We start from the raw sequence: 19,887 nt of genomic DNA on the forward strand, positions 1-19,887 counted from the left end.
AATCGGGATAACTCCATGATATCTTTAACTTTGCTGCGCTCGCAACATTAAATGTTCATTCAGTGATATTGCCATTTTCTGAATCACATGATAGATTTTTTATACAAACATTCAATGACCGGACGGTAACAGAGGCGTGATTTTTACCTAACCGGAGCGCGGGAAATCCCGCATCACTTTGAGACTATGGAGATTTTCAGATGACCACGATCAAAACCGATCGTCGCAAAATGGATAAGAGCCAGGCCCATTTCCAAGAGGCCATCAAGCATATGCCGCTCGGTGTCAGCTCCAACTTCCGCTATTGGGGCGACGAGAACACGGTCTTCGTGAAAAAGGGCAAGGGCGCCCGCCTTTGGGATCTCGACGGTAACGAATATATCGATTACCGCCTGGGCTATGGCCCGGCCATCCTCGGCCATTGCAACGACATCGTCGATGCCGCCGCCCATGAGGCGCAGTCGATCGGCACCGTCTTTGCGCTCGGCACCGAAAAGGAAGTGACCGTTGCCAAGCTCATCAAGGAAATGATGCCGGCGGCTGAACTGGTGCGCTTCTCGAACTCCGGCACCGAAGCCGTGATGGCCGCCTTGCGCCTGGCGCGCGGCTATACCGGCAAGGACAATTACGTGACGTTTGAAGGCTCCTATCACGGCCTGTTCGACGCCACTATGTGGACCGCCGATCCCGAGGACATGCAGGATCAATCGAAGGACCCGAAGGTCATTCCCTACGGCCTCGGCATTCCCGCAGCTGTCCGCCAGCTGTTCTGGCAGGTGCCGTATAACGATGCGCAGCGCCTCGAAGACGTGCTGAAGAAGAACCATGACACCATCGCCGCCGTTCTCATCGAGCCGATTCTCGGCAATTGCTGCGGCATCCCCTCGAAGCCGGAATTCATCAAGGCCGTCCGCGCGCTGTGCACCAAGTACAATGTGCTGATGATCGTCGACGAGGTGAAGACCGGTTTCCGCGTCGCCAAAGGCGGCGCCCAGGAACTCTATGGCATCGAGGCCGACATCTTCACCGTCGCGAAAGCGGTGGCCAACGGCTATCCGATCTCCGCGATCGGCGGCAAGGAAGAGATCCTGCGCAAGTATGGCAAGGGTGTGGCCCATGGCGGCACCTACACTGCGCAGGCCATGAGCCTCGCCGCGGCCGAAGCGACCTTGACCATCCTGAAGGACACGGACGCCTTGGCGAACATCGCGGCCTATGGCCAGTCGATGCAGGACGGCATGCACAAGGTGCTCGCCAAGCGCGGCATCCCGCACAGCTTTACCGGCCACCAGTCGATGTCCGGCCTGTTCTTCAGCGCCGAGGCGCCGACCACCTATCGTCACTGGAAGCTGTCCGACTACACCTTCTACGACACGATGGCCGGCATTCTCATCGACATGGGCGTCATGTGTGAACCGGACAGCCGCGAGCCCTGGTTCATCTCCTCGGCCCACGACAAGAAGTGCCTCGACGAGACATTGCAGAAGTTTGAGGAAGCCGTCGACCTCACCCTCGACGAGCTCGCCAAGGGCCGCGAGACCGAGGACAAATTGATGCCCGGTATCAGCGGCTGAACGCCATCGACCTGAAGGCAGCAACGGCGCCGTGCACCACACGGCGCCGTTTTTGTTTGTCCGTGCCGCCGGCAGTTTGACTCCTGCCCGGACATTCCTATCATGATCAATCCCTGGCGGAAGGAGCGGTCATGCAGGATCTTCGCGACGTCGCTACGTCGGCAGCTGATGCCGGCAGCCTGCAGATCTATGAGACTGCGCTCCGCGCGCTCAATGTCTATCGCGGCGACCCGGTTGCGATCATCGACCAGGCCCTCGCCGAGAGCCCTGATTTCGCCATGGGCCATATCCTGCGCGCCCATGTCCACATCACCATGTGGGAGCGGAGCGTGCTGCCGGCCGTCAATGCCGCCCTCGACCAGCTGAGCGACCTCGGGAACCGCAGCAACGACCGCGAACGCGCCCATGCCCGCGCCATCTCGCTATGGGCCGCAGGCGATTGGCGTGGTTACAAGGATGCGCTTGACCGGCTTCTGGCGACCTATCCGCGCGATCTCCTCGCTCTCCAGGTTGGTCATATCGCCGACTTCTTCCAGGGTGACCGCGAGAATCTGCGCGGCCGGGTCGCACGGGCCTTGCCTTTCTGGGACCGCGACGATCAAGGCTATGGCTTCCTCCTTGGCATGCATGCTTTCGGCCAGGAGGAATGCGGCGACTATTCGTCAGCTGAAGAAACCGGTCGCCTCGCGATCGAGCTCGAAGCCGACGATTGCTGGGCCCAGCATGCTCTTGCCCATGTCATGGAAATGCAGGCACGCCAGGTGGAGGGTGCTGCCTTCATGGAATCCCGTCAGGATCATTGGGCGCAGGACGACAATGGCTTCCAGTTTCATAATTGGTGGCACACCGCCCTCTTCCAGCTCGATCAAGGCAACCATGTCCGGGCGCTGGAGATCTACGATCGCGGCATCCGCGCTCAGCCGACGGAAATCCAGCTCATGCTGCTGGATGCCGTAGCCCTTCTCTGGCGCATGCATCTCATGGGCCTTGATGTCGGTGGGCGATGGGACGAGCTTGCCACCATCTATGCCAAGGGTGGCGAGGCCGGCTTCTATGCCTTCAACGACATGCATGCGATGATGGCCCTGGTGGCCACCGGTCGCCAGCAGGAAGCAGCGAGCTTGCTGCGATCCGCCGAGGCTGCCGTGCATGCCGCCGATAGCAACGGCATGATGACGCGGGAGGTTGGCCTGTCCATTCTTCATGCCATCCTCGCCTTCGGTGCCGGCCGCTATGCCGAGGCCACAGACCGGTTGATGTCCGTGCGCTACCGCGCCGCCCTCTTCGGCGGCAGCCACGCACAGCGCGACATCCTGCACCGGACCTTGATCGAGGCGGCGCTACGTGCCGGCGACAAATCGCTGGCCCATGGTCTGGCCCACGAGCGGCTCGCCCTCAAACCGCATTGCCCGTTCAGCTGGCAACTCCATCAGCGCGCAGTCACCTGAATTGACAAATTATCTCTGGCGCTGCTGGTGCCCGCCGGCGTGATTGCCCTCGGCAAACAATTATCCGCGGCCGGTTCAGACAGCGTTGCGCGTATCGCAGCCGGCGCAGGATTGCTGGCGTTCCGATCATGAAACAGCGGCCACTTCTTTCCGAGCACACATCAGCATCGTCAGGCACGGCATTAGCGAAAATTTTCGCAATGTAGGATTTCGCGAAACCCTCAAGATGATCAACATTTGACCGTGCTTTTTGACACTGCCTAAACTGATCCTCACGACACATGGGAGGGGAACGGATCATGGCGGAGATCATCGGCGGCGCCGGCAACGACATCCTCTGGAGCAGCTTGCCGAGCGGATCCTATCCCTTCAACACTTTGAACGGTGGCGCTGGCTTCGACATCGTCGTCTATACCAACTCGAAATCCAGCATTGTCTCCAGTGTCGGCGCTGGCGGCCATGTCACACTCGAGAAGCTCAATGGCCATATCGACTACCTCACCGACATCGAAGGCATCGTCGGATCACCGTTCAATGATGATTTGCAAGGCGATGATGGTGACAATTATTTCCGCGGTGGCAAGGGTGCGGATTCCATCGACGGCGGGCTCGGCCACGACCGGGCGAGCTACGCTTATTCGGATGCCGGCGTGGACGTCGATCTCACCCGCGCGGTGCAGATCGGTGGCGATGCTCAAGGCGACAGACTCTACAGCATCGAGAAACTGACCGGCTCCGACCACGCTGATCGCCTCGTTGGCAACGCCAAGGACAATGAGTTCTCCGGTGGCAAGGGCGGTGACTATATCGATGGCGGCGCCGGCATCGATTTTGTTGATTATCGTGGCTCGACCAGTGTCGATATCGACCTCACCCGCACCCTGCAGCACGGCGGGCATGCTGAGGGCGACCAACTCGTCTCGATCGAGGGTGTTCGCGGATCCACAGCCGCAGACCACATCGTGGGCAGCGGCACCAACGAACATTTGATTGGCGATGCGGGAAACGACTATCTCGACGGCGCCGGCGGCGATGACATCCTCCATGGCGGCGTCGGCGACGACGCACTCTATGGCGGTGCCGGCAACGACGATCTGAATGGCGCCAGTGGTAACAATATACTCAGCGGCGGTACGGGCGACGACACCGTCACCACCATCGGTGAAGGTGCCGCCGACGGTGGTGACGGCGTCGATACGCTGATTCTCAATTTTGAAAATCGTGACCCACATAATATCTACGGCGCCCGAATGACCGTTGCCGCCGACGGCACCATTGTCACAAGCTACACGACCAACTTTCTGACGCCACCAAATGTGACGCTGACGGCAACGGGATTTGAACGCGTGGAGGTTCATGGAACGCAGGGCAACGACACCCTGACCGGCACCAACAGCAATGATGTCATTCTCGCCGACGCTGGCGATGATTCCGTGCAAGGGACTTCCGGCGGCGATTTCGTCGATGGTGGCGCCGGTTATGATTCGATTCACATCGATTACCGGCCCTTCTTCAGCGGAGATGTCACCGTCGATCTCGTCGCTGGAACGGCGACCGGCTTCGCCACCTTGAAGAATTTCGAAGCGGGATGGGTCTATACCGGCGCCGGCAACGACCATATCGTCGGCGGATCAGCCGGCAACAGCATCATCACGGGTGCTGGCGACGATATCATCCAGGTCTTCGGCGGCCGTAATACCATTGATGTCAGCAATGGCCAGGATAGCGGCTTTGACGTCGTGATCGGCGGAGATGGCCGGGACTCCATCTATGCCGGTCATCGCGGAAGCCTTGATGGTGGGGGCGGTCTCGATGATGACCTTACTCTGCGCTTATTTCGCCCTGGCGCGCTTGAAGTCGACGGCCACGCCGGCACCGTAAGCTCCGGCCTCACCTTCCAGAATTTCGAGATCCTGAACATCAGGCGTGGGACTGTTGCTGGTGATGACACGTTGCGTGGCAGCGACAACAAGGATTCTATCTGGGGCGGCGGTGGGAACGACACCTTGCACGGCCGCGGCGGTGATGACGATCTGCGCGGCGACGCCGGCGACGATGTCATGACGGGCGGCGCCGGGGCCGATCAATTTGTCTTCGGGACCGGCCACGATACCGTCACGGACTTCAATGCCGATGAAGGGGATATGATCAGACTGACCTATCCATCCTTCAACCAGAACTTCCATTTTGACACCGATGTCACGGATACGGCCGACGGTGTCTTGATCACCAGTTCGGCGACCGGTGCCACCATGTTGCTGGAAGGCCTGACAAAAGCCGACCTGTCCGACGGCGACATCACCTATCTATAACGTCCCCGGAAACAGCTTCCAGGCCCCCACAGCATCAAGATAGGGCAGCGACGGATAGTCGGTGATGGTGAGGCCGCCGTCGACCGTCAGCACGGTTCCCGTCACGAACGATGCTTCGTCGGAGGCGAGGAACATTACGGCACGCGCAATCTCGTCCGGCGTACCCATGCGCCTGAGCAGCGAGGCGCCCTTCTCCCAATCGTCGGCAGCCCCGCTACCGCCGGTGGTTTCCGTCTTGATCCAGCCCGGCGAGACGGCATTGGCGCGAATGCCGTGCGGCGCGCCTTCGGTCGCCAGCGACCGGGTCAGTGATTCCAGCGCCGCCTTGCCCATGCCATAGCTGCCCCAATTGCCATGCAAGGTAGCGGTCGAGGAAATATTGACGATGGCCCCGCCGCCCCCTGCCTTCAGTACCGGCAAGGCAAAGGCCGAGACGAAGTAGGCGGAGTGGAGATTGGCTGCCATGATCTTGTCCAGGCGCACGCTGGGACTGTCATGAGGTTCGATGCCCGACCGGCGTGCACCCGCCCCGGCATTGTTGACCACGATATCGAGGCGCCCGAACCGTGCCACGACATCATCGATCAAGCGCTTCGCGGCATCTTCAACGCCAACGTCGCTGGCAAAAAACGCGACATCGGCCGCCACCTTGGCCAGCTCTTTGGCCGCAGCAGCGCCCTTATCGGCATTACGCCCGACGATCGCAACCTTGGCGCCTTCCAGTGCTGCCCGGCGCGCGATGCCAAAGCCGATCCCGGTCGTGCCACCGGTCACCAGGACGATCTTGTCTTTGAAACGCATCTCTACCCCCGCATGAGCTGCAGCGGCCGATCATGCCTCGGGCGCGGCTTTTGCGCCATCCGTCTCAGCAAGCTTCTCGCGCTGCGCGTAATAGAGGTCATGGAGCTGCAAAAAGGCCATGCAGGATTTGATCGCATCCTTGGTCTTGTAGGCCTTGGGATAAAGCAGTGCCTGCAGCCAGAAGCCGTCGATCATGGCAGATAAAGCAGCCGCCACGCGCACCGAGATCTTCTTGGCGTTGGACTTGTCCCCGGGCCGCGCAATGACAAGGTTATAGATCTGCCCTTCCAGCTCGCGCACATAATAGCGCTCGACCGCCGTTGCCGCGTCGCGAAACTTGTCCCGCAGCGCCGGGTCCGACCAGAAACTGAACCAGACAGCCAGTTTCGCCGGCGTAAAGATGCCGCGGTCAAAATAGGTCTCGACCATCGTCTGCAATCTTGCCCAGGGCTCCACGGGGGCCGCTTTCACGCGTTCGTGCCAGGCCAGCATGAATTCGTCCGCGAGATGCTTGAACACCTCCTCGAACAATTTGTCCTTGGTTTTGAAATGGAAGTTCATCAGGCCGGTCGACACCATGGCCGACCCCGCCACCCGGCTCACAGTTGTGCCATGATAGCCGTGCTCAGCAATGACCGCGATGGTCGCCTCGATGAGCTCTTTCTTCCGGTTGCTGCGGACGGGGGCTTTTTTGGGCATGACGCTATGTTGCACCGAAGCCAGTCGACCAAGTGGATTGCCGGGTCAAGCCCGGCAATGATGAAATAGTATAAACGACGTCATGCCCGGGCTTGACCCGGGCATCCACTGCCGACAGAAAAACTATCATCCTCACACGATTTCCTTCTTCCGCGGCGGATCAAAAAACATACGGTTCCGGGTCCAGCATTTCACCATGCTGCGTTCGATCTTCTTCTCCTTCGGATACCAGATTTCGATCCACATTTCAGTCCCCGGTTTGGCATAGGCCGGTGGAATCTGTGCAAAGGCGATGTTCTTCTTCAGCAGCGGCGACCACATGGCCGAGGTGGTGAGACCCAGTTCCTTGGTGCCTTTCTGGTCGGCATAAAGGAAGGCGCCGGGTGCCGGCTTGCGGCCTTCGATCTCGATGCCAGAGAGGATGAAGCGTGAGGATCCCTCCGCCTTCTCTTTCTGCAAGGCCCGCTTGCCCACGAAATAGGCATCTTTCTTCAATGCGACTGCCCAGCCGATACCGGCCTCAATGGGCGAGATCCGCTGTGTCGGCCGGATCGCGTGATGCGACCCAATGTAATCGACATCGACCAGGATGAACCCGGCCTCGATCCGCGTCATCTCCAGCGCATGCCCACCCATGGGGGCGATCTTGTAGGGATCACCCAGTCGGAACAGGCTCTCCCATAGCCACAAGGCATCCTGCGGCTTCACCCAGATTTCGTAGCCGAGGTCGCCGGTGAACCCGGCCCGGTCGATGCGCAGCCAATGCCCATCAACACTGGTTTCCATGATACCGAAATGCGGCAGCTTGCCGATCCCTTGCACGCCCAGCACTTCCAGGATCACCCGGGAATTCGGCCCCTGTAGCGACAGGCCCGCGAGTTGGTCGGAAACCTCCTCGATCTCGACCGAGAAGCCATAGGCGCTTTCATTGAGCCAATGCAGTTGATGCAGGGCGGCGTTCAAAAGGAAGTCGTTCTCGCCCAGGCGGAACAGTGTCCCCTCTTCGACCATGCGCCCGTCATCGTCGCACCAAGCTGTATAGGCGACATTCATCGGCGCCACTTTGGTCAGATCGCGCGTCACCAGATAGTTGGCGAACTTGGCTGCGTCCTTGCCCTTGATGGCGTACTTGATCAGTGGCGACACGTCATAGACCGTGGCCCCGTTGCGCACCGCCATATATTCCGACTGGGTGGAATCATAAAAGGCCGGCGAGTAATAGCCCTGCCACCGGATCCAGCCCGCCCCATGCATCATCGCTTCCATGGAATCGTGAAACGGCGTCCTTTTCAGGAACGGCTTCAAATGCTGGACATGAGTCATGAGTTAGCTCCCCAAATTGTCTGGCATAGTGCGCTGGAGAGATACCCCCCTCCCCGACCCTCCCCCTCAAGGGGGGAGGGAGTTCGCACCGACCTAGTCAGAGGCTTGTTCCAGTCCTCTCCCCCCTTGAGGGGGAGAGTTAGAGAGGGGGGTAGCATGCGCTCAGCCACATCGAAATGACGCACCATCAATTCAAGCCGCATGACCACTGCTCCCCTTCCGGCCGAGCCGGATATCCTTCAAGATCTCCCGCGCCGCATTGGCGCCCGCCGCGCCGGAGACATTGCCACCCGGATGCGCGCCGGCCCCGCACAGCCACAGGCCCGGCAGCGGCATCTTGTATTGCTGGAACGAGGCGGCTGGCCGTAGGAAGAACACTTGGTCCAGCGTCACCTCACCCTGATGCCACTGACCGCCGGAGAGGTTGAACTTGGTTTCGAGATCGTGCGGCGTCAGCACTTCCGACGCCGTGACCTGAGCGCGAACACCTGGTGCCACTTGCTCCAGCACATTCAAGGTGCGCTCCAGCACCTGTGCCCGCGCCTCATCCTGCGTTGCCTCGCGGAGTTTGTAGGGTGCGTATTGGCAGAGGATCGACGCCACGTGTTTGCCCGACGGCGCCAGGCTCGGATCGCTCAAGGTCGGAATGACGATCTCCAGGGCTGGATTATCCGCGACCCGGCCATACTTCGCACAATCGAAGGCATGTTCGACATAATTGGTCGAGGGTGCGAAGACCATGCGGCCCTGCGCTTGTCTCAGCACTTCCGGCAAGCCATCCAGGGCCAGATGCACCTTGGCGACACAGCCGTTCATCCTGAGATGCCGCATGCGGCGCAGGAATTCGGTATCGAGATTGCCGGGCTGCACGAGGTGTAGCAGCGTGCGCTGCGGGTCGGCACTCGATGCCACGATCGGCGCACGGATTTCCTCGCCGCCCGCCAGCACCACGCCGACGGCCACTTCCTTCTCAATGAGGATATGATCGACCGGTGCCTGGGTGCGAATGGTGGCGCCGGCCACCTTCGCTGCTTTCACCAGGGCATCGATCACGGCGCCCATGCCACCTTGTGGCAGGAATAACCCGCCCTGCCCGTGCTTTGTGTTCAGCGAAGCCAGGCGATAGAGCAGGTTGAACACCGTATTCGGCGAGCGTGGCCCCAGATAGACGCCGAGCGTCGCCTCGAAGCCAAGCAGCCCTTTGATGATATCGCTTTCGAAGAAATCGTTGGCGAGATCGGCTACGTTGATGGTGAGGATGCGGGACATTTCCAACATGTCCTTTTTGCCCATCAGGCGCAGCTGCACCGCGAACATGCCGAGCGCCAGCTTGGTCTGGAAATCATTGGCAGCGGGCGACGGACTGGGTGGTGTCTTCAGCAGGAAACTGCCGAGGGCACCCGCAAGCTTCAGCAGTCGCTCCATGCGCGGATGATAGGCCAAGGCATCGGCCTGTGAAAAACGAGCGATGGATGCTTGCGTTGCGGCCTTGTCATCCGTGATATCCAGGCGTGCACCGCCCGGCAGCATCGCCGACGTCCCGATGCGATGCTGCGTCGCCTTGAGACCGTGCCCTTCCAACCCCAGATCCGCGATCACCTTGGGATGCAGCGCATGGAGGATATGGGCGACAGCCGAGGTGCGATAGCCCTTGGCGAATTCGCGCGTCTGCGCGGCGCCACCTGGCTGCTCGCCGGCTTCCAGCACCAGTACCTTCTGTCCCGCCTTGGCGAGATAGGCAGCGGTCACCAGACCATTGTGTCCTGCACCAATGACAATAACGTCGTAGTTCTGTGCAGCCATCTCACACCACCCCATGCTTGAAATCGCGCAGCATTTCGCGGGCCGCATTGGCACCCGGTGCACCCATCACACCACCACCGGGATGGGTGCCCGATCCGCACATGTAGAAATTGTCGAACGGCCCGCGATATTGGCCAAGGCCTGGGAACGGCCGGTTGAACAGCATCTGATCGAGCGTGAGCTCACCTTGGAAGATGTTGCCTTCGGTCAAGCCCACCTCATTCTCGATGTCCCAGGGTGTGCGTGTCTGGCAGTGCAGGATGAGATCGCGGAAACCCGGCGCGTTCATCTCGATCGTGTCCAGAACATCCTTCTCGAACGCCGACTTCATCTCCGGCGTCCAGGGCTGCTGGCCCAGTTTATAGGGCACGTACTGCACGAACACCGACATGAAATGCTTGCCCGGCGGGGCCATCGTGGGATCGACCGTGGTTGGGATGACGATATCGAGGAACGGTCGTTTCGACCAGGAACCGTATTTATAATCATCATAGGCCCGTTCGATGTAGTCAAAATCCCCGCCGATATCGATCGTGCCCCAGGCCGATTCTTTCGGCAGCCCGGCGAATTTCGGCAATCCATCGAGTGCGATGTTCAATTTTCCGGACGAACCACGGATCTTGAAATTGTTGGCGTAGGTATGGATATCCGGGTCGATGGCATCGAGATCGGACTTGTCGATAAGCTTGAGGTAGGTGCGCTTCGGATCGGCATTGCTGACCACAGTGCGCGCATAGATCTCCTCGCCATTGGCCAATGTGACGCCAACCGCCTTGCCACCACGGATGATCACCTTGGCCACTTCCGCATTGGTACGGATCTCGACACCGGCTTCCGTGGCGGCCGAGGCGATGGCCTTCGAGACCGAGCCCATGCCGCCGCGCGCAAAGCCCCAGGCGCCGATCTGCCCGTCGACCTCGCCCATATAATGATGCAGCAGCACATAGGCGGTGCCGGGCGAATAGGGCCCAAGCGCCGTCCCGATGATCGACGAAGCCGCCGAGAAGCCCTTCCATTTCGGGTGCTCGAAATACTCATCCAGGAAATCACCGATCGACATGGTCCAGAAGCGGATGATCTCGTACATCTGCTTCTCACCCATGCGCCCGAACTCGCGGCCGATCTTCAGCAAGCCTTCCAAATCGTTGCGCTTGCCCCAGGGATTGATCTTGTTCTGCGCGAACGGATTCAACCGTGTGGGATCGGGCGGTGTCACCATCAGGAGCGGCTTGATGAAACGGCATTGCCGGCTGATTTCAGCCGCGTAATGGTCGTATGCTTCCGCATCCTTGATCGAATGCCGCCGCAGCGATTCACGTGTGCGGTCATGGTCCGAATAAGTGACGATCCCCTCGCCCTCATGATTGGGCGACGAGTTGATCTCGTAGGGAATGACCTGCAACCCATGGCGCGGCAAATCGAGGAACCGGAAAATCTCCGGTCGCAAGAGCGAGCAGACATAGGAACAGGTCGAATAGGTGAAGCCCGGATAGATCTCCTCCGACATCGCCGCACCACCAACCTTGTGATAGCGCTCGAGGACCAGGACCTTCAGCTTGTTCTTCCCCTCCTTCTCGCCGCCCTTGGCGAGATAGGCGGCGGTGACGAGGCCGTTATGCCCGCCGCCGATCACAATCGCGTCGTATTTGGTCGCCATGGAATCCCGCCCCTGAAACTGAATGACCGTTCAATTACTGAATGCTTATTCAGTTTCAAATCGCCTGTCCAGCAAGATTCGGGATCCGGCATTGACCTCACCGGCGGGCACCTTTACCTAGACCCCGAGGGACGCCCAAAAAGACTAGGAATTTCAATGAAGATTAAGATCTGGATGGCGACCACCGCCCTGCTCTGCCTCACCCTGGCTGCGGACCCCGCGCTGGCGAAGCAGAAGAACCCCACCCAACCACCCCCACCTGCCGTGCCGGTCGGTGAGGTCGAGGTGGCACCCCTTGAAGCCCTGGCACCGCCGGCTCTGGAAGGTAATGGGCAAGCGATTGACGGGGATGAGATCGCCATTGGTGACGTGATCTTCCGGCTTGATGGCATTGCAGCCCCGTTGATGACCGTGCCGTTGGGGCCGGAAGCACGGGTGGCGCTGCAGGCATTGATCGACGGGCAGCGCCTCACCTGCGATGTGCTTGACCGTGGGGGTGACACGCAGCATCTTTCTGGTGTCTGCCATGTCGGCGAGGACGATGTGGCCGAGGCGATGCTGGCAGGCGGCATGGCGGCGGTCTATCGCCAATCGACCAACCCGGATGCCAAGGCACGCGAGCGTGCAGCACGCTACGACGCCGCCGAAACCGAAGCGCGCGGCCGCAATCTCGGGATCTGGGCGAAGGCACCGGAGCCAGATGAGATCGCAGTGGAGCAAACGCCCCCGCCACCGGAAACCGGGATGGATAAGGATCTGCTGCGGGGTTGGCTGATCCAGGCGCCGGCACTGATCTTCCTGGGCTTGGCTGGCATCATCGCCCTTTTCGTGGCACATGGCCGCAAACGTGCCGCCGAAGATCGCCTGGAGACGGACATGCAGGCGCTGCTGGCGTTGCTGCTGGGCGAAGTGCTGGCGATCCGGGCCGCCGCGCAGGCGGCGTTCGACTCAACGGCGAACCTCATTCAGGATCTGCCGATCCCGACGGCGCAGCTCTCAGGCCTTGCCTTGCCGCCAGCCACCGTGTTCGAGGCCAATGCCAACCGGCTCAGCACATTGCCGCGCGAAGTGTCGGTCGATCTGGTGCAGTTCCATACAAGGCACAAGGTGGTGAGCCGCATTCTGCTGCAAGCCTCGGCCTTGCGCTGCGAACAGCTGCGGGCATTCCTGGAAGCCTTGATCCAGGCTGCCGACGAGCCGATGGCCCGGGCGGAAAAGCTGCTCGACTAGCGATCAGTTGTGCTGGGGATAGCGCCGCTCGAGATATCGGGCGAGCCAAGTCAAGAGAGCACAGATGGTGATGTATTCCATCGCGAGGAATGTGTAGATCTCCAGGGGATGCAAGATCTGGGTCTGCAAGAGCATCGCTCGCTTGGTGAACTCAGCCACGCCCAGAAAGCCCGCCAAAGATGAATCTTTGGTCGTTGAGATGAACTGGTTCGTCACTGGGGGCAACATGCGCCTTATCGCCTGAGGAAGAATAATTCGGCGCATCACCAACGAACGCGACATACCGAAGGCGAAACCGGCGTCGATTTGCGGGCGCCCCACGCTTTCAATGCCCGCCCGAAACAGTTCAACCATGAACGCCCCGGACAAGAGCGAAAGCCCTATCACGCCAGCCGTGAATGGCTCCATGCGCCGAAGCGTTTCTAGGCCCGGTAGATTATGCATGGCATCGGGCAACTCGCCGATAGCAATGGGCAGTGCGTAATAAATCCACAACAACAGCACGAAAAGCGGCACCATGCGAAACAGCTCGACGTACAGCCAAACCACTCGCCGCAACGAAACAAAGCGACTGCGCGCCAGCAAGGCGCCGACGAGACCGATGATCGAGCCGAGCACAATGGAATAGATCGAAATCAGCAACGTGTACCGAAGCCCGGCCGTCAGGATCCAGAAATTCTTGTCACCGGCCGGCGTGCCGGGAATGAGCGGCGTCCAGTCACCGCAGCCAGTGACGAACAGCGGTGTGAGAAGAATGATTGGTCGAAATATGCGGCGCATAGTTGGAGTATAAAGCGTCATGGTCGGCGAAGGCAGACCACCCACGACTTCCCTTTTATACGGATAGAAACTCGTGGATGGTCCGCCTTCGCGGACCATGACGATAGAATGAGCATGACGATCTGTGATCAGCTGCCTGCGATCCACTTGGCGAACAGCAGGTCGAAGAAGCCGGACTGCTTCTTCAAGGCGACCCAGGTGTTCAGCCAGCGCTGCCAGGTGGGGTCGTCGCGCACGGTCATCATGGCGATCGGCTGGCCTTCGATGGCATGGGTCGGGTCGACCGCCACCAGCTTGTCGTTATATTGTGCCAGCGCCTTCTGGATGAAGATCGTGTCGGTGATGGCGGCGTCCACCTTGCCCGACAACAATTCCTGATAGTCGAGGGCTGGGGCAACGATGGGCACGATTTCGGCGTTTTTGAAATTCGCCTTGGCGGAGCCTTCGGCCGACGTGCCGCTTTGGACGGCGATGCGGATGCCGGCCTTGTCGAGGTCGCGCCAGCTGGCGAATTTGGCGCCGTCCTTGGTCAGGACGAGCGGCACCAGCGGGGCGTCGAGATAGGCGTCGGAGAAGCCGATGCTCTTCAGGCGGTCAAGCGTCATGGTGATGCCCGAGGCAGCAACATCGTACTTGCCAGCCTGGATGCCGGCAGCGAGGGTTTCCCAGCTGGTCGGCACGAATTCGACCTTCACGCCGAGATCGGTGGCCAATTGCGTGGCCGCGTCGATTTCATAGCCCTTATAAGTGCTGCTGGTCTGGTCCAATTCCGAATAAGGCGGGTAGTCGCCGGTGGTGCCAACCCGCAGGGTGCCGCGCTCGAGAATCTGGTCGAGGAGCGACTTGGTGCCGTCCGCTTGGGCGGGGCTCGCGAAAATCGGCAAAGCGAGGGCAACCGCCATGATTGCGGCGGCGAGGCCGTTCAGTATCTTGCGCATTTGAAGTCTCCCTGTGGGCTTGTTCGGACCATGGATAGCGCGCCGGAAGAAGGCTGCCAAGGGAAACAGCAGGGGTTCGACCCTGGATTTTGGCGGATTTCGTGGCTCCAAAAGAAAAACTCGGCCCACATCTATGCGTAACAATTGACCATTTATTAAGCTTAATGGTCGAAATTAGTCGGACTTTTGAGGACTTACCGACGAACTCCTGCCCATAGCAAGGACCTGTATGGCCGCCTCGACTGCCGATCGCCTGCGAGCAGAACGCGACCGTTTTGTCGGATTCGCCTTCTCCAATGCGGACGTCCTCCTCGAACTGGATGAGAGCAGCAAGGTCCTGTGGGCTGGCGGCGCCATCAAGTCGATTCTGGGTACCGAGAATGCCGATCTCACCGGCAAGCCCCTCACCACCATCCTAACGCCAGCTGACGGCGTACTGCTGAAAGCGGCATTGCGCAATCTTGGCCCCGGACAACGGCGCCGCGATCTCAATCTGGTCCTGCTTGACCGCACGTCTCCTGCGGCAGGCAGCGGTTCCACGAATGGCGATGTGTCGGAGAAGCGGCTCATCGTGTCCACCTGCATCAACCGTTCGCTGAAGAAGGACCAGCCGCATTTTTTCATGACCCTGTCCAATGCCGCCTACAACGCCGTGCCGCATAGCGGCGCGCGGCGGCGTGACCGGGTGACGGGACTTGCTGAAGCGGTCGAGTTCACCTATGCCGCCACCCATGCGGTGCAGGAGGCACGCAAGTCCGGTAAATCGGCCTGCCTCACGCTGCTGGAAATCTGCGAGACCGAAGAGCTCAACCGCGTCATGGGCCCTGAACGCGCCGAGGCCCTGTTGGCGGAAATCGGCGCCGAGCTGAAACTGCATGCGATCGACCCTGAATCGGCCGCCAAATTGGGCGACGGCAAATTCGGCGTCACCCATACCGAAGACACCGATACCGGCACCATTGTCGAGGCCATCAATCGCGTCGGCGACAATTTCGATGTCGACCGGGACATGATCAATGCCAGTGGCCGTACCATTTCGTTCAACAGCAATTCTTTGGCGGACCAGGATGTCGAGAGCATCCTGTCCTATGTCGTCGGGAAATTCAGCGCCGACGGCGTCAAGAACTTCGATGCCGCTTCCGCCGACCAGTATTTGAAGCGGATGACGGCGGAGGTCTTGAGCCGGGTGGTCGCGATGCGCGACCTCATTCACGAGCATCGCATCAATCTTCATTTCCAGCCGATCATCCACATGCAAGATCGGGCACCGCATCATTACGAGGTGTTGCTGCGTTTTGAAGACGGGCGCTCGCCGTTTGCAGATGTCCTGTTCGCCGAAGAGATCAACATCGTCCACGAATTGGACCTCGCCGTCACGCAAGGCGCCATCACCCGCATTCTCGCCGCGGAAAAGAAAGGGCAGGAATTGCGGCTGGCCGTGAACATGTCGGCACGCTCATTGTTGAATGACACTTTTCTGGCGATGTTCGAGCAACTGGCAGGCGCCATGGGCAAGAGTCGCAGGCAGCTCATCGTCGAGATCACGGAATCGGCGAAGCTTGAGAATCTGCCCAAGGCAGCACTCGCCGTCGATTGGCTGCGTAGCGCCGGTCATTCCGTCTGCCTCGACGATTTCGGCGCCGGCGCCTCGTCCCTGCCCTATCTGCAGCAATTGCTGGTCGATTTCGTCAAGATCGATGGCGCCTATATTCGAACCATCACAGACTCCTTACGCGAGCGCGCCATTGTGCAGGGCGTGCTTACCACCTGCCGCTGCCTCAATATCAAGACGGTGGCGGAGATGGTTGAGAAGGAAGACCAGCATAAATGCCTGTTGGAACTCGGTGTCGATCTGGGCCAAGGCTGGCTCTATGGCCGTCCGGCAGCGGAGATTCCCGTCTTTAATGGCAATGGTGCGCGCCACGGCAAGCGCCAGGGCGCCAAGGATCAATGGGGCTGATCGCGCGCTAGCGAATGCCGGCCTGGGCCAGCGCCTTCATGGCAAGGGCATCTTCACGTTCGACGAAACTGGGCCCGGTTGGATACATATAGTCCTGCCGCACTGGCTTGAGCTTGTTCTGCTTGAGCAGATCGAACGTCACGACCGGTATGTAGCCCATCAGATAGGGCTGAGCATCAATGGCCCAGAGTATGCGGCCATCGGCCACCGCGTCCAGCACCTTGGGTGACATGTCGAAGGTGCCAAGCAAAGGCCGTGCGTCGCCCGGCATGGCGGCAATCGTGTCGAGTGTCGTCTCGGCCGCGACCGTTCCCTGGGTCAGGATGAAATCTGTTTCCGGATGCTGTGCCAGATAGTCTTTGAGCCGCTTTCTGGTAACCTCCGGATCGAGCGTCGTTTCCAGGACCGGCACCTTGAAACCTAAGCCACTGCTGAATCCATGGCAGCGGGCTTCCAGACTGACATTGCCGACTTCATGATCGATACAGACCGGATGTTTGATATCGAGGTCATGCGCACGCCGGCCGGCTTCGATACCCGCACCAAATTCCACCTGTCCCATGAAGAACAGGGCACCGAGATTCTTGGCCAAAGTCGGCCCACCGGAATCGATGATGATGACGGGAATACCGGCCGCGGTCGCCGCTTTCACCGCGGGTGACAATGCCTTCTCATCCGGCATGCTGACCACCAGACCATCCGGTCGCGTTGCCACGGCGGCGGCAATCATGTTCTGCATCTCAGCCGTGCTGAAAGTGGCCGGGGCATGATATTCGACCGTGACACCGAGCTTTGTCGCCGCCTCGTTCATACCGTTCTTGATAATCGTCCAATAGGGATCGGACGATTGTCCGTGGGTCACGAAAACCACGCGCGTGCCGTCGGCGAGACTGGGTCCGCACAGGAATCCACAAAGCATCACGAGTATCGTCAAAAGCGAAAGAAATCTGCCCCGTGAGAACAGCCGCATCCCGTCGACCCCGCTGCCGGCCTTGCAATGACAAAGTATAGGCTGGCGGCGCAGGCGTGAGAAGCAGCGCATTCACCGGATCGATGTTCCCTGTTAGGTATACCGTCCGCCGGCACTCATCACCCAATGAGCGCATCGGCTTGACAAGGTCGCGACGTGGGCCTAAGTCCAACGCACGCATTGGGGAGTAGCTGCCTGCATTCTTTCAAGCAGGGCGCATATCAACATACTTGAGCGCGAAAGTTCTCATGGTATGCGCAGTTCCGGCCCGCCAGATTTCGATATCCATCTTGGATGTCGGCGGATCGGATCCAGGCGAGACCAGTGGCACACGCCGTCTCTGCAGGCCAGGGGGATCGGCATGTGTCCGCTGATCTCAACACCTGGCCCCGGAAACCGCCACATGCCGATCGCCACTTCCTTAGCCCTCGCCTTCTCGCTCTCCGCCGATGCCTTCGCCGCGTCGCTTGGCAAAGGTGCCAGCCTCCACCGGCCGAACTTACGCGAAGCCGCACGCATCGGCGCCTATTTCGGCGCCTTCGAACTGGCGACGCCCCTGGTCGGGCTGGCCTTGGGCAGTCTGGCTCTGGGCTGGAGCGTTGGCCGCTATGTCGAGGCAGTCGATCATTGGATCGCCTTTGCGCTGTTGCTGGTGGTTGGTAGCCGCATGTCCTATCTCGCCTGGGCTGGCAGCACTGACGACGACACCCCGAAGCCCAGTCGCCATAGCGCTCTTGCCCTCATCGCCACGGCACTGGCCACCAGCGTCGATGCGACCGCCGTCGGCATCACGCTGGGCTTTATGGACGTGCATATCCCGATGACCATCGCCCTTATCGGCGCCGTCACCTTTTCCATGGCCTTTGGCGGTGTGCTCATCGGCCGCGCCGCGGGTCCATTGCTTGGCCGCTGGGCGGAATTTGCCGGCGGCATCGGATTGGTCGCGATCGGCGTGAAGGTGCTGGTCGACCATGGGGCGTTTGGATAGGGTGCCGTCTGCCGGATCGGTGGCCGGGTCGCATAGTTGGGGAGTGCTTCATGACACGGTGGGTGGTTATCTTCGACGACATGCCGGCCATGCTGGAGGTGCGCAAGGCCCGTGAGCCGGATCATCTGCGCTATCTCGAAAAGCATGGCGACAAGATCAAGATTGCCGGCGGCCTGCGTGACCTGCCGGGCGAACCCTATGTCGGCGGCCTTTGGGTGGTTGAGGCCGCAGGCCGCGATGATGTCGTGGCGCTGGTGGAGAGCGATCCCTATTTCGTGCCGGCCTGCCGACGCTATCGCATATTGGCGTGGGGCAAGGCGTTCGATCGGCCCGTGGTGTTGTAGCTACATCGGTGCATTGGCAGAAAGACCCCCTCTCCCTAGCCCTCCCCCACGTTGGGGGGAGGGAATCCCATCGAGATTGTTGCGGGCATCGAGATTACACTCGTTCTAGTCCCCTCCCCCCAACGTGGGGGAGGGTTAGGGAGAGGGGGATCCAACCCCACGTCTCCTATGCCTCCCGCCGCGTCATTGCCGCATTGGTCCAGGTGTTGACTTGCCACCTGACACGCTCCGGGCGTTGTGACTGATCACACGCATGGATCCGCAGGCCGATTGCGGCCTGCGGATCCATGCGAACTATCTGGCGCAACACCCGTTGCGTGCGTTACGCGTTCGCGGCACCGTCAAAGACATGTCCGGCAAATTCACTGATCGCCTGGAATCCTTGCCAGACGCGGGGCGCGAAATGTGCGGGCATGGTGCGGTTATCGCCATTGACGATGACATGGACCGCTGTGTCATGGGTCATGCCGCGGCGATAGGGGCGGTCTTGCCGCAGCGCGTCGTAGGTGTCGCAGATGGAGAGGATTTGGGCCGGCAGCGGGATTGCGTCCCCCACCAGGCCAAAGGGATAGCCTGATCCGTCATATCGTTCGTGATGGTGAAGGGCGATGGTCGCTGCCAGATTCATCATCGCATTGCCGGTGGCAGCCAGAATGTCATGCCCTGACTGGGAATGCGTCTTGATCAGCGCGAATTCTTCGACCGAGAGAGATGTTGATTTCTGCAGCAGATCGATTGGCACAGACATTTTTCCGATGTCGTGCAAGATGGCCGCGTGGGAGATTTTTCGGCTTTCGCCGACCGATACGCCGATCTGCAGTGCCAGCCGCTCGACAATGGCGGCCACGCGCCGGGCATGTGAGTTTGTGCCGAAATCACGGCGCGCCTCCGCTCTTGTGAGGCATGCGATTGTTGTCGGAAGCTGAAGATCATTCATCGCCGCGGAATGAACCCCCAAGTCGGATGTCCCAGATCCAGGAGACAGTCTACATCCCTAAGTAGTTAAGCACCCGTAAATATCGCGTCGACATTACTTAGATTCGGGGAGATTGTTGGCTGA

16 protein-coding genes and 1 riboswitch are annotated in these 19,887 nt (G+C 60.1%); of the genes, 7 read left to right on the forward strand and 9 right to left on the reverse strand.

The window, feature by feature from the left end; translation table 11 throughout:
• Nucleotides 1–200 precede the first annotated feature (200 nt).
• The 3 genes from AC1DWZ_RS14830 (at nucleotide 201) to AC1DWZ_RS14840 (ending at nucleotide 5,334) form a co-directional block, all read left to right on the forward strand.
• Complete coding sequence (locus AC1DWZ_RS14830) at nucleotides 201–1,574, forward strand: aspartate aminotransferase family protein (protein WP_477169690.1); 1,374 nt, start codon at nucleotides 201–203, stop codon at nucleotides 1,572–1,574.
• 131 nt (nucleotides 1,575–1,705) lie between these two features.
• Entirely contained in the window at nucleotides 1,706–3,022 is a 1,317-nt protein-coding gene (locus AC1DWZ_RS14835; protein WP_477169691.1) for a tetratricopeptide repeat protein, read from the forward strand.
• A 299-nt stretch (nucleotides 3,023–3,321) separates the two neighbouring features.
• A complete protein-coding gene (locus AC1DWZ_RS14840) occupies nucleotides 3,322–5,334 on the forward strand; it encodes a calcium-binding protein (RefSeq protein ID WP_477169692.1) in 2,013 nt (670 codons plus the stop codon).
• On the opposite strand, the gene AC1DWZ_RS14845 is transcribed toward AC1DWZ_RS14840, so the two are convergent.
• From AC1DWZ_RS14845 to AC1DWZ_RS14865, 5 genes are all read right to left on the reverse strand, one after another.
• On the reverse strand, nucleotides 5,329–6,135 hold the full coding sequence (locus tag AC1DWZ_RS14845) for an SDR family NAD(P)-dependent oxidoreductase (RefSeq protein WP_477169693.1): 807 nt from the start codon (nucleotides 6,133–6,135) through the stop codon (nucleotides 5,329–5,331). The genes AC1DWZ_RS14840 and AC1DWZ_RS14845 overlap by 6 nt on opposite strands.
• A gap of 30 nt (nucleotides 6,136–6,165) precedes the next feature.
• A complete protein-coding gene (locus AC1DWZ_RS14850; RefSeq protein WP_477169694.1) occupies nucleotides 6,166–6,834 on the reverse strand; it encodes a TetR family transcriptional regulator C-terminal domain-containing protein in 669 nt (222 codons plus the stop codon).
• 132 nt (nucleotides 6,835–6,966) lie between these two features.
• Nucleotides 6,967–8,157, reverse strand: coding sequence for an aminomethyl transferase family protein (locus AC1DWZ_RS14855; RefSeq protein WP_477169695.1), 1,191 nt, complete (start codon nucleotides 8,155–8,157; stop codon nucleotides 6,967–6,969).
• A 192-nt stretch (nucleotides 8,158–8,349) separates the two neighbouring features.
• Complete coding sequence (locus AC1DWZ_RS14860; protein ID WP_477169696.1) at nucleotides 8,350–9,960, reverse strand: phytoene desaturase family protein; 1,611 nt, start codon at nucleotides 9,958–9,960, stop codon at nucleotides 8,350–8,352.
• Between the two features lies 1 nt (nucleotide 9,961).
• On the reverse strand, nucleotides 9,962–11,617 hold the full coding sequence (locus tag AC1DWZ_RS14865; protein WP_477169697.1) for a phytoene desaturase family protein: 1,656 nt from the start codon (nucleotides 11,615–11,617) through the stop codon (nucleotides 9,962–9,964).
• A gap of 156 nt (nucleotides 11,618–11,773) precedes the next feature.
• On the opposite strand from AC1DWZ_RS14865, the gene AC1DWZ_RS14870 reads away from it, so the two are divergent.
• Entirely contained in the window at nucleotides 11,774–12,847 is a 1,074-nt protein-coding gene (locus tag AC1DWZ_RS14870) for a thermonuclease family protein (protein WP_477169698.1), read from the forward strand.
• A gap of 3 nt (nucleotides 12,848–12,850) precedes the next feature.
• Here AC1DWZ_RS14870 and AC1DWZ_RS14875 read toward each other — a convergent pair whose 3' ends face one another.
• Together AC1DWZ_RS14875 and AC1DWZ_RS14880 are read right to left on the reverse strand one after the other, a co-directional pair.
• Nucleotides 12,851–13,726: an amino acid ABC transporter permease gene (locus tag AC1DWZ_RS14875; protein ID WP_477169699.1), complete on the reverse strand. Its 876-nt coding sequence runs from the start codon at nucleotides 13,724–13,726 to the stop codon at nucleotides 12,851–12,853.
• Between the two features lie 29 nt (nucleotides 13,727–13,755).
• Nucleotides 13,756–14,565 carry a transporter substrate-binding domain-containing protein gene (locus tag AC1DWZ_RS14880; RefSeq protein ID WP_477169700.1) on the reverse strand — a complete coding sequence of 270 codons (810 nt, stop codon included), beginning with the start codon at nucleotides 14,563–14,565 and terminating at the stop codon, nucleotides 13,756–13,758.
• A 229-nt stretch (nucleotides 14,566–14,794) separates the two neighbouring features.
• Between AC1DWZ_RS14880 and AC1DWZ_RS14885 the strand changes: the two genes are divergently transcribed.
• The gene (locus AC1DWZ_RS14885) at nucleotides 14,795–16,525 is read left to right on the forward strand and encodes an EAL domain-containing protein (protein WP_477169701.1); all 1,731 of its coding nucleotides are present in this window, start codon (nucleotides 14,795–14,797) and stop codon (nucleotides 16,523–16,525) included.
• Nucleotides 16,526–16,532: 7 nt separating this feature from the next.
• On the opposite strand, the gene AC1DWZ_RS14890 is transcribed toward AC1DWZ_RS14885, so the two are convergent.
• Nucleotides 16,533–17,444, reverse strand: a complete 912-nt coding sequence (locus AC1DWZ_RS14890) for a sugar ABC transporter substrate-binding protein (protein WP_477169702.1) — start codon at nucleotides 17,442–17,444, stop codon at nucleotides 16,533–16,535.
• A gap of 221 nt (nucleotides 17,445–17,665) precedes the next feature.
• Nucleotides 17,666–17,808, forward strand: a riboswitch (yybP-ykoY riboswitch).
• A gap of 90 nt (nucleotides 17,809–17,898) precedes the next feature.
• Here AC1DWZ_RS14890 and AC1DWZ_RS14895 point away from each other — a divergent pair.
• Nucleotides 17,899–18,483 carry a manganese efflux pump MntP gene (locus AC1DWZ_RS14895; protein WP_477169703.1) on the forward strand — a complete coding sequence of 195 codons (585 nt, stop codon included), beginning with the start codon at nucleotides 17,899–17,901 and terminating at the stop codon, nucleotides 18,481–18,483.
• Between the two features lie 50 nt (nucleotides 18,484–18,533).
• Nucleotides 18,534–18,827, forward strand: coding sequence for a YciI family protein (locus AC1DWZ_RS14900; RefSeq protein WP_477169704.1), 294 nt, complete (start codon nucleotides 18,534–18,536; stop codon nucleotides 18,825–18,827).
• A gap of 322 nt (nucleotides 18,828–19,149) precedes the next feature.
• On the opposite strand, the gene AC1DWZ_RS14905 is transcribed toward AC1DWZ_RS14900, so the two are convergent.
• Nucleotides 19,150–19,764 (reverse strand): HD-GYP domain-containing protein, encoded by a 615-nt coding sequence (locus tag AC1DWZ_RS14905; RefSeq protein ID WP_477169705.1) that lies wholly within the window; start codon nucleotides 19,762–19,764, stop codon nucleotides 19,150–19,152.
• Nucleotides 19,765–19,887: the final 123 nt, after the last annotated feature.

The sequence above is a fragment of the Dongia sp. P2_B8 genome (assembly GCF_056404715.1).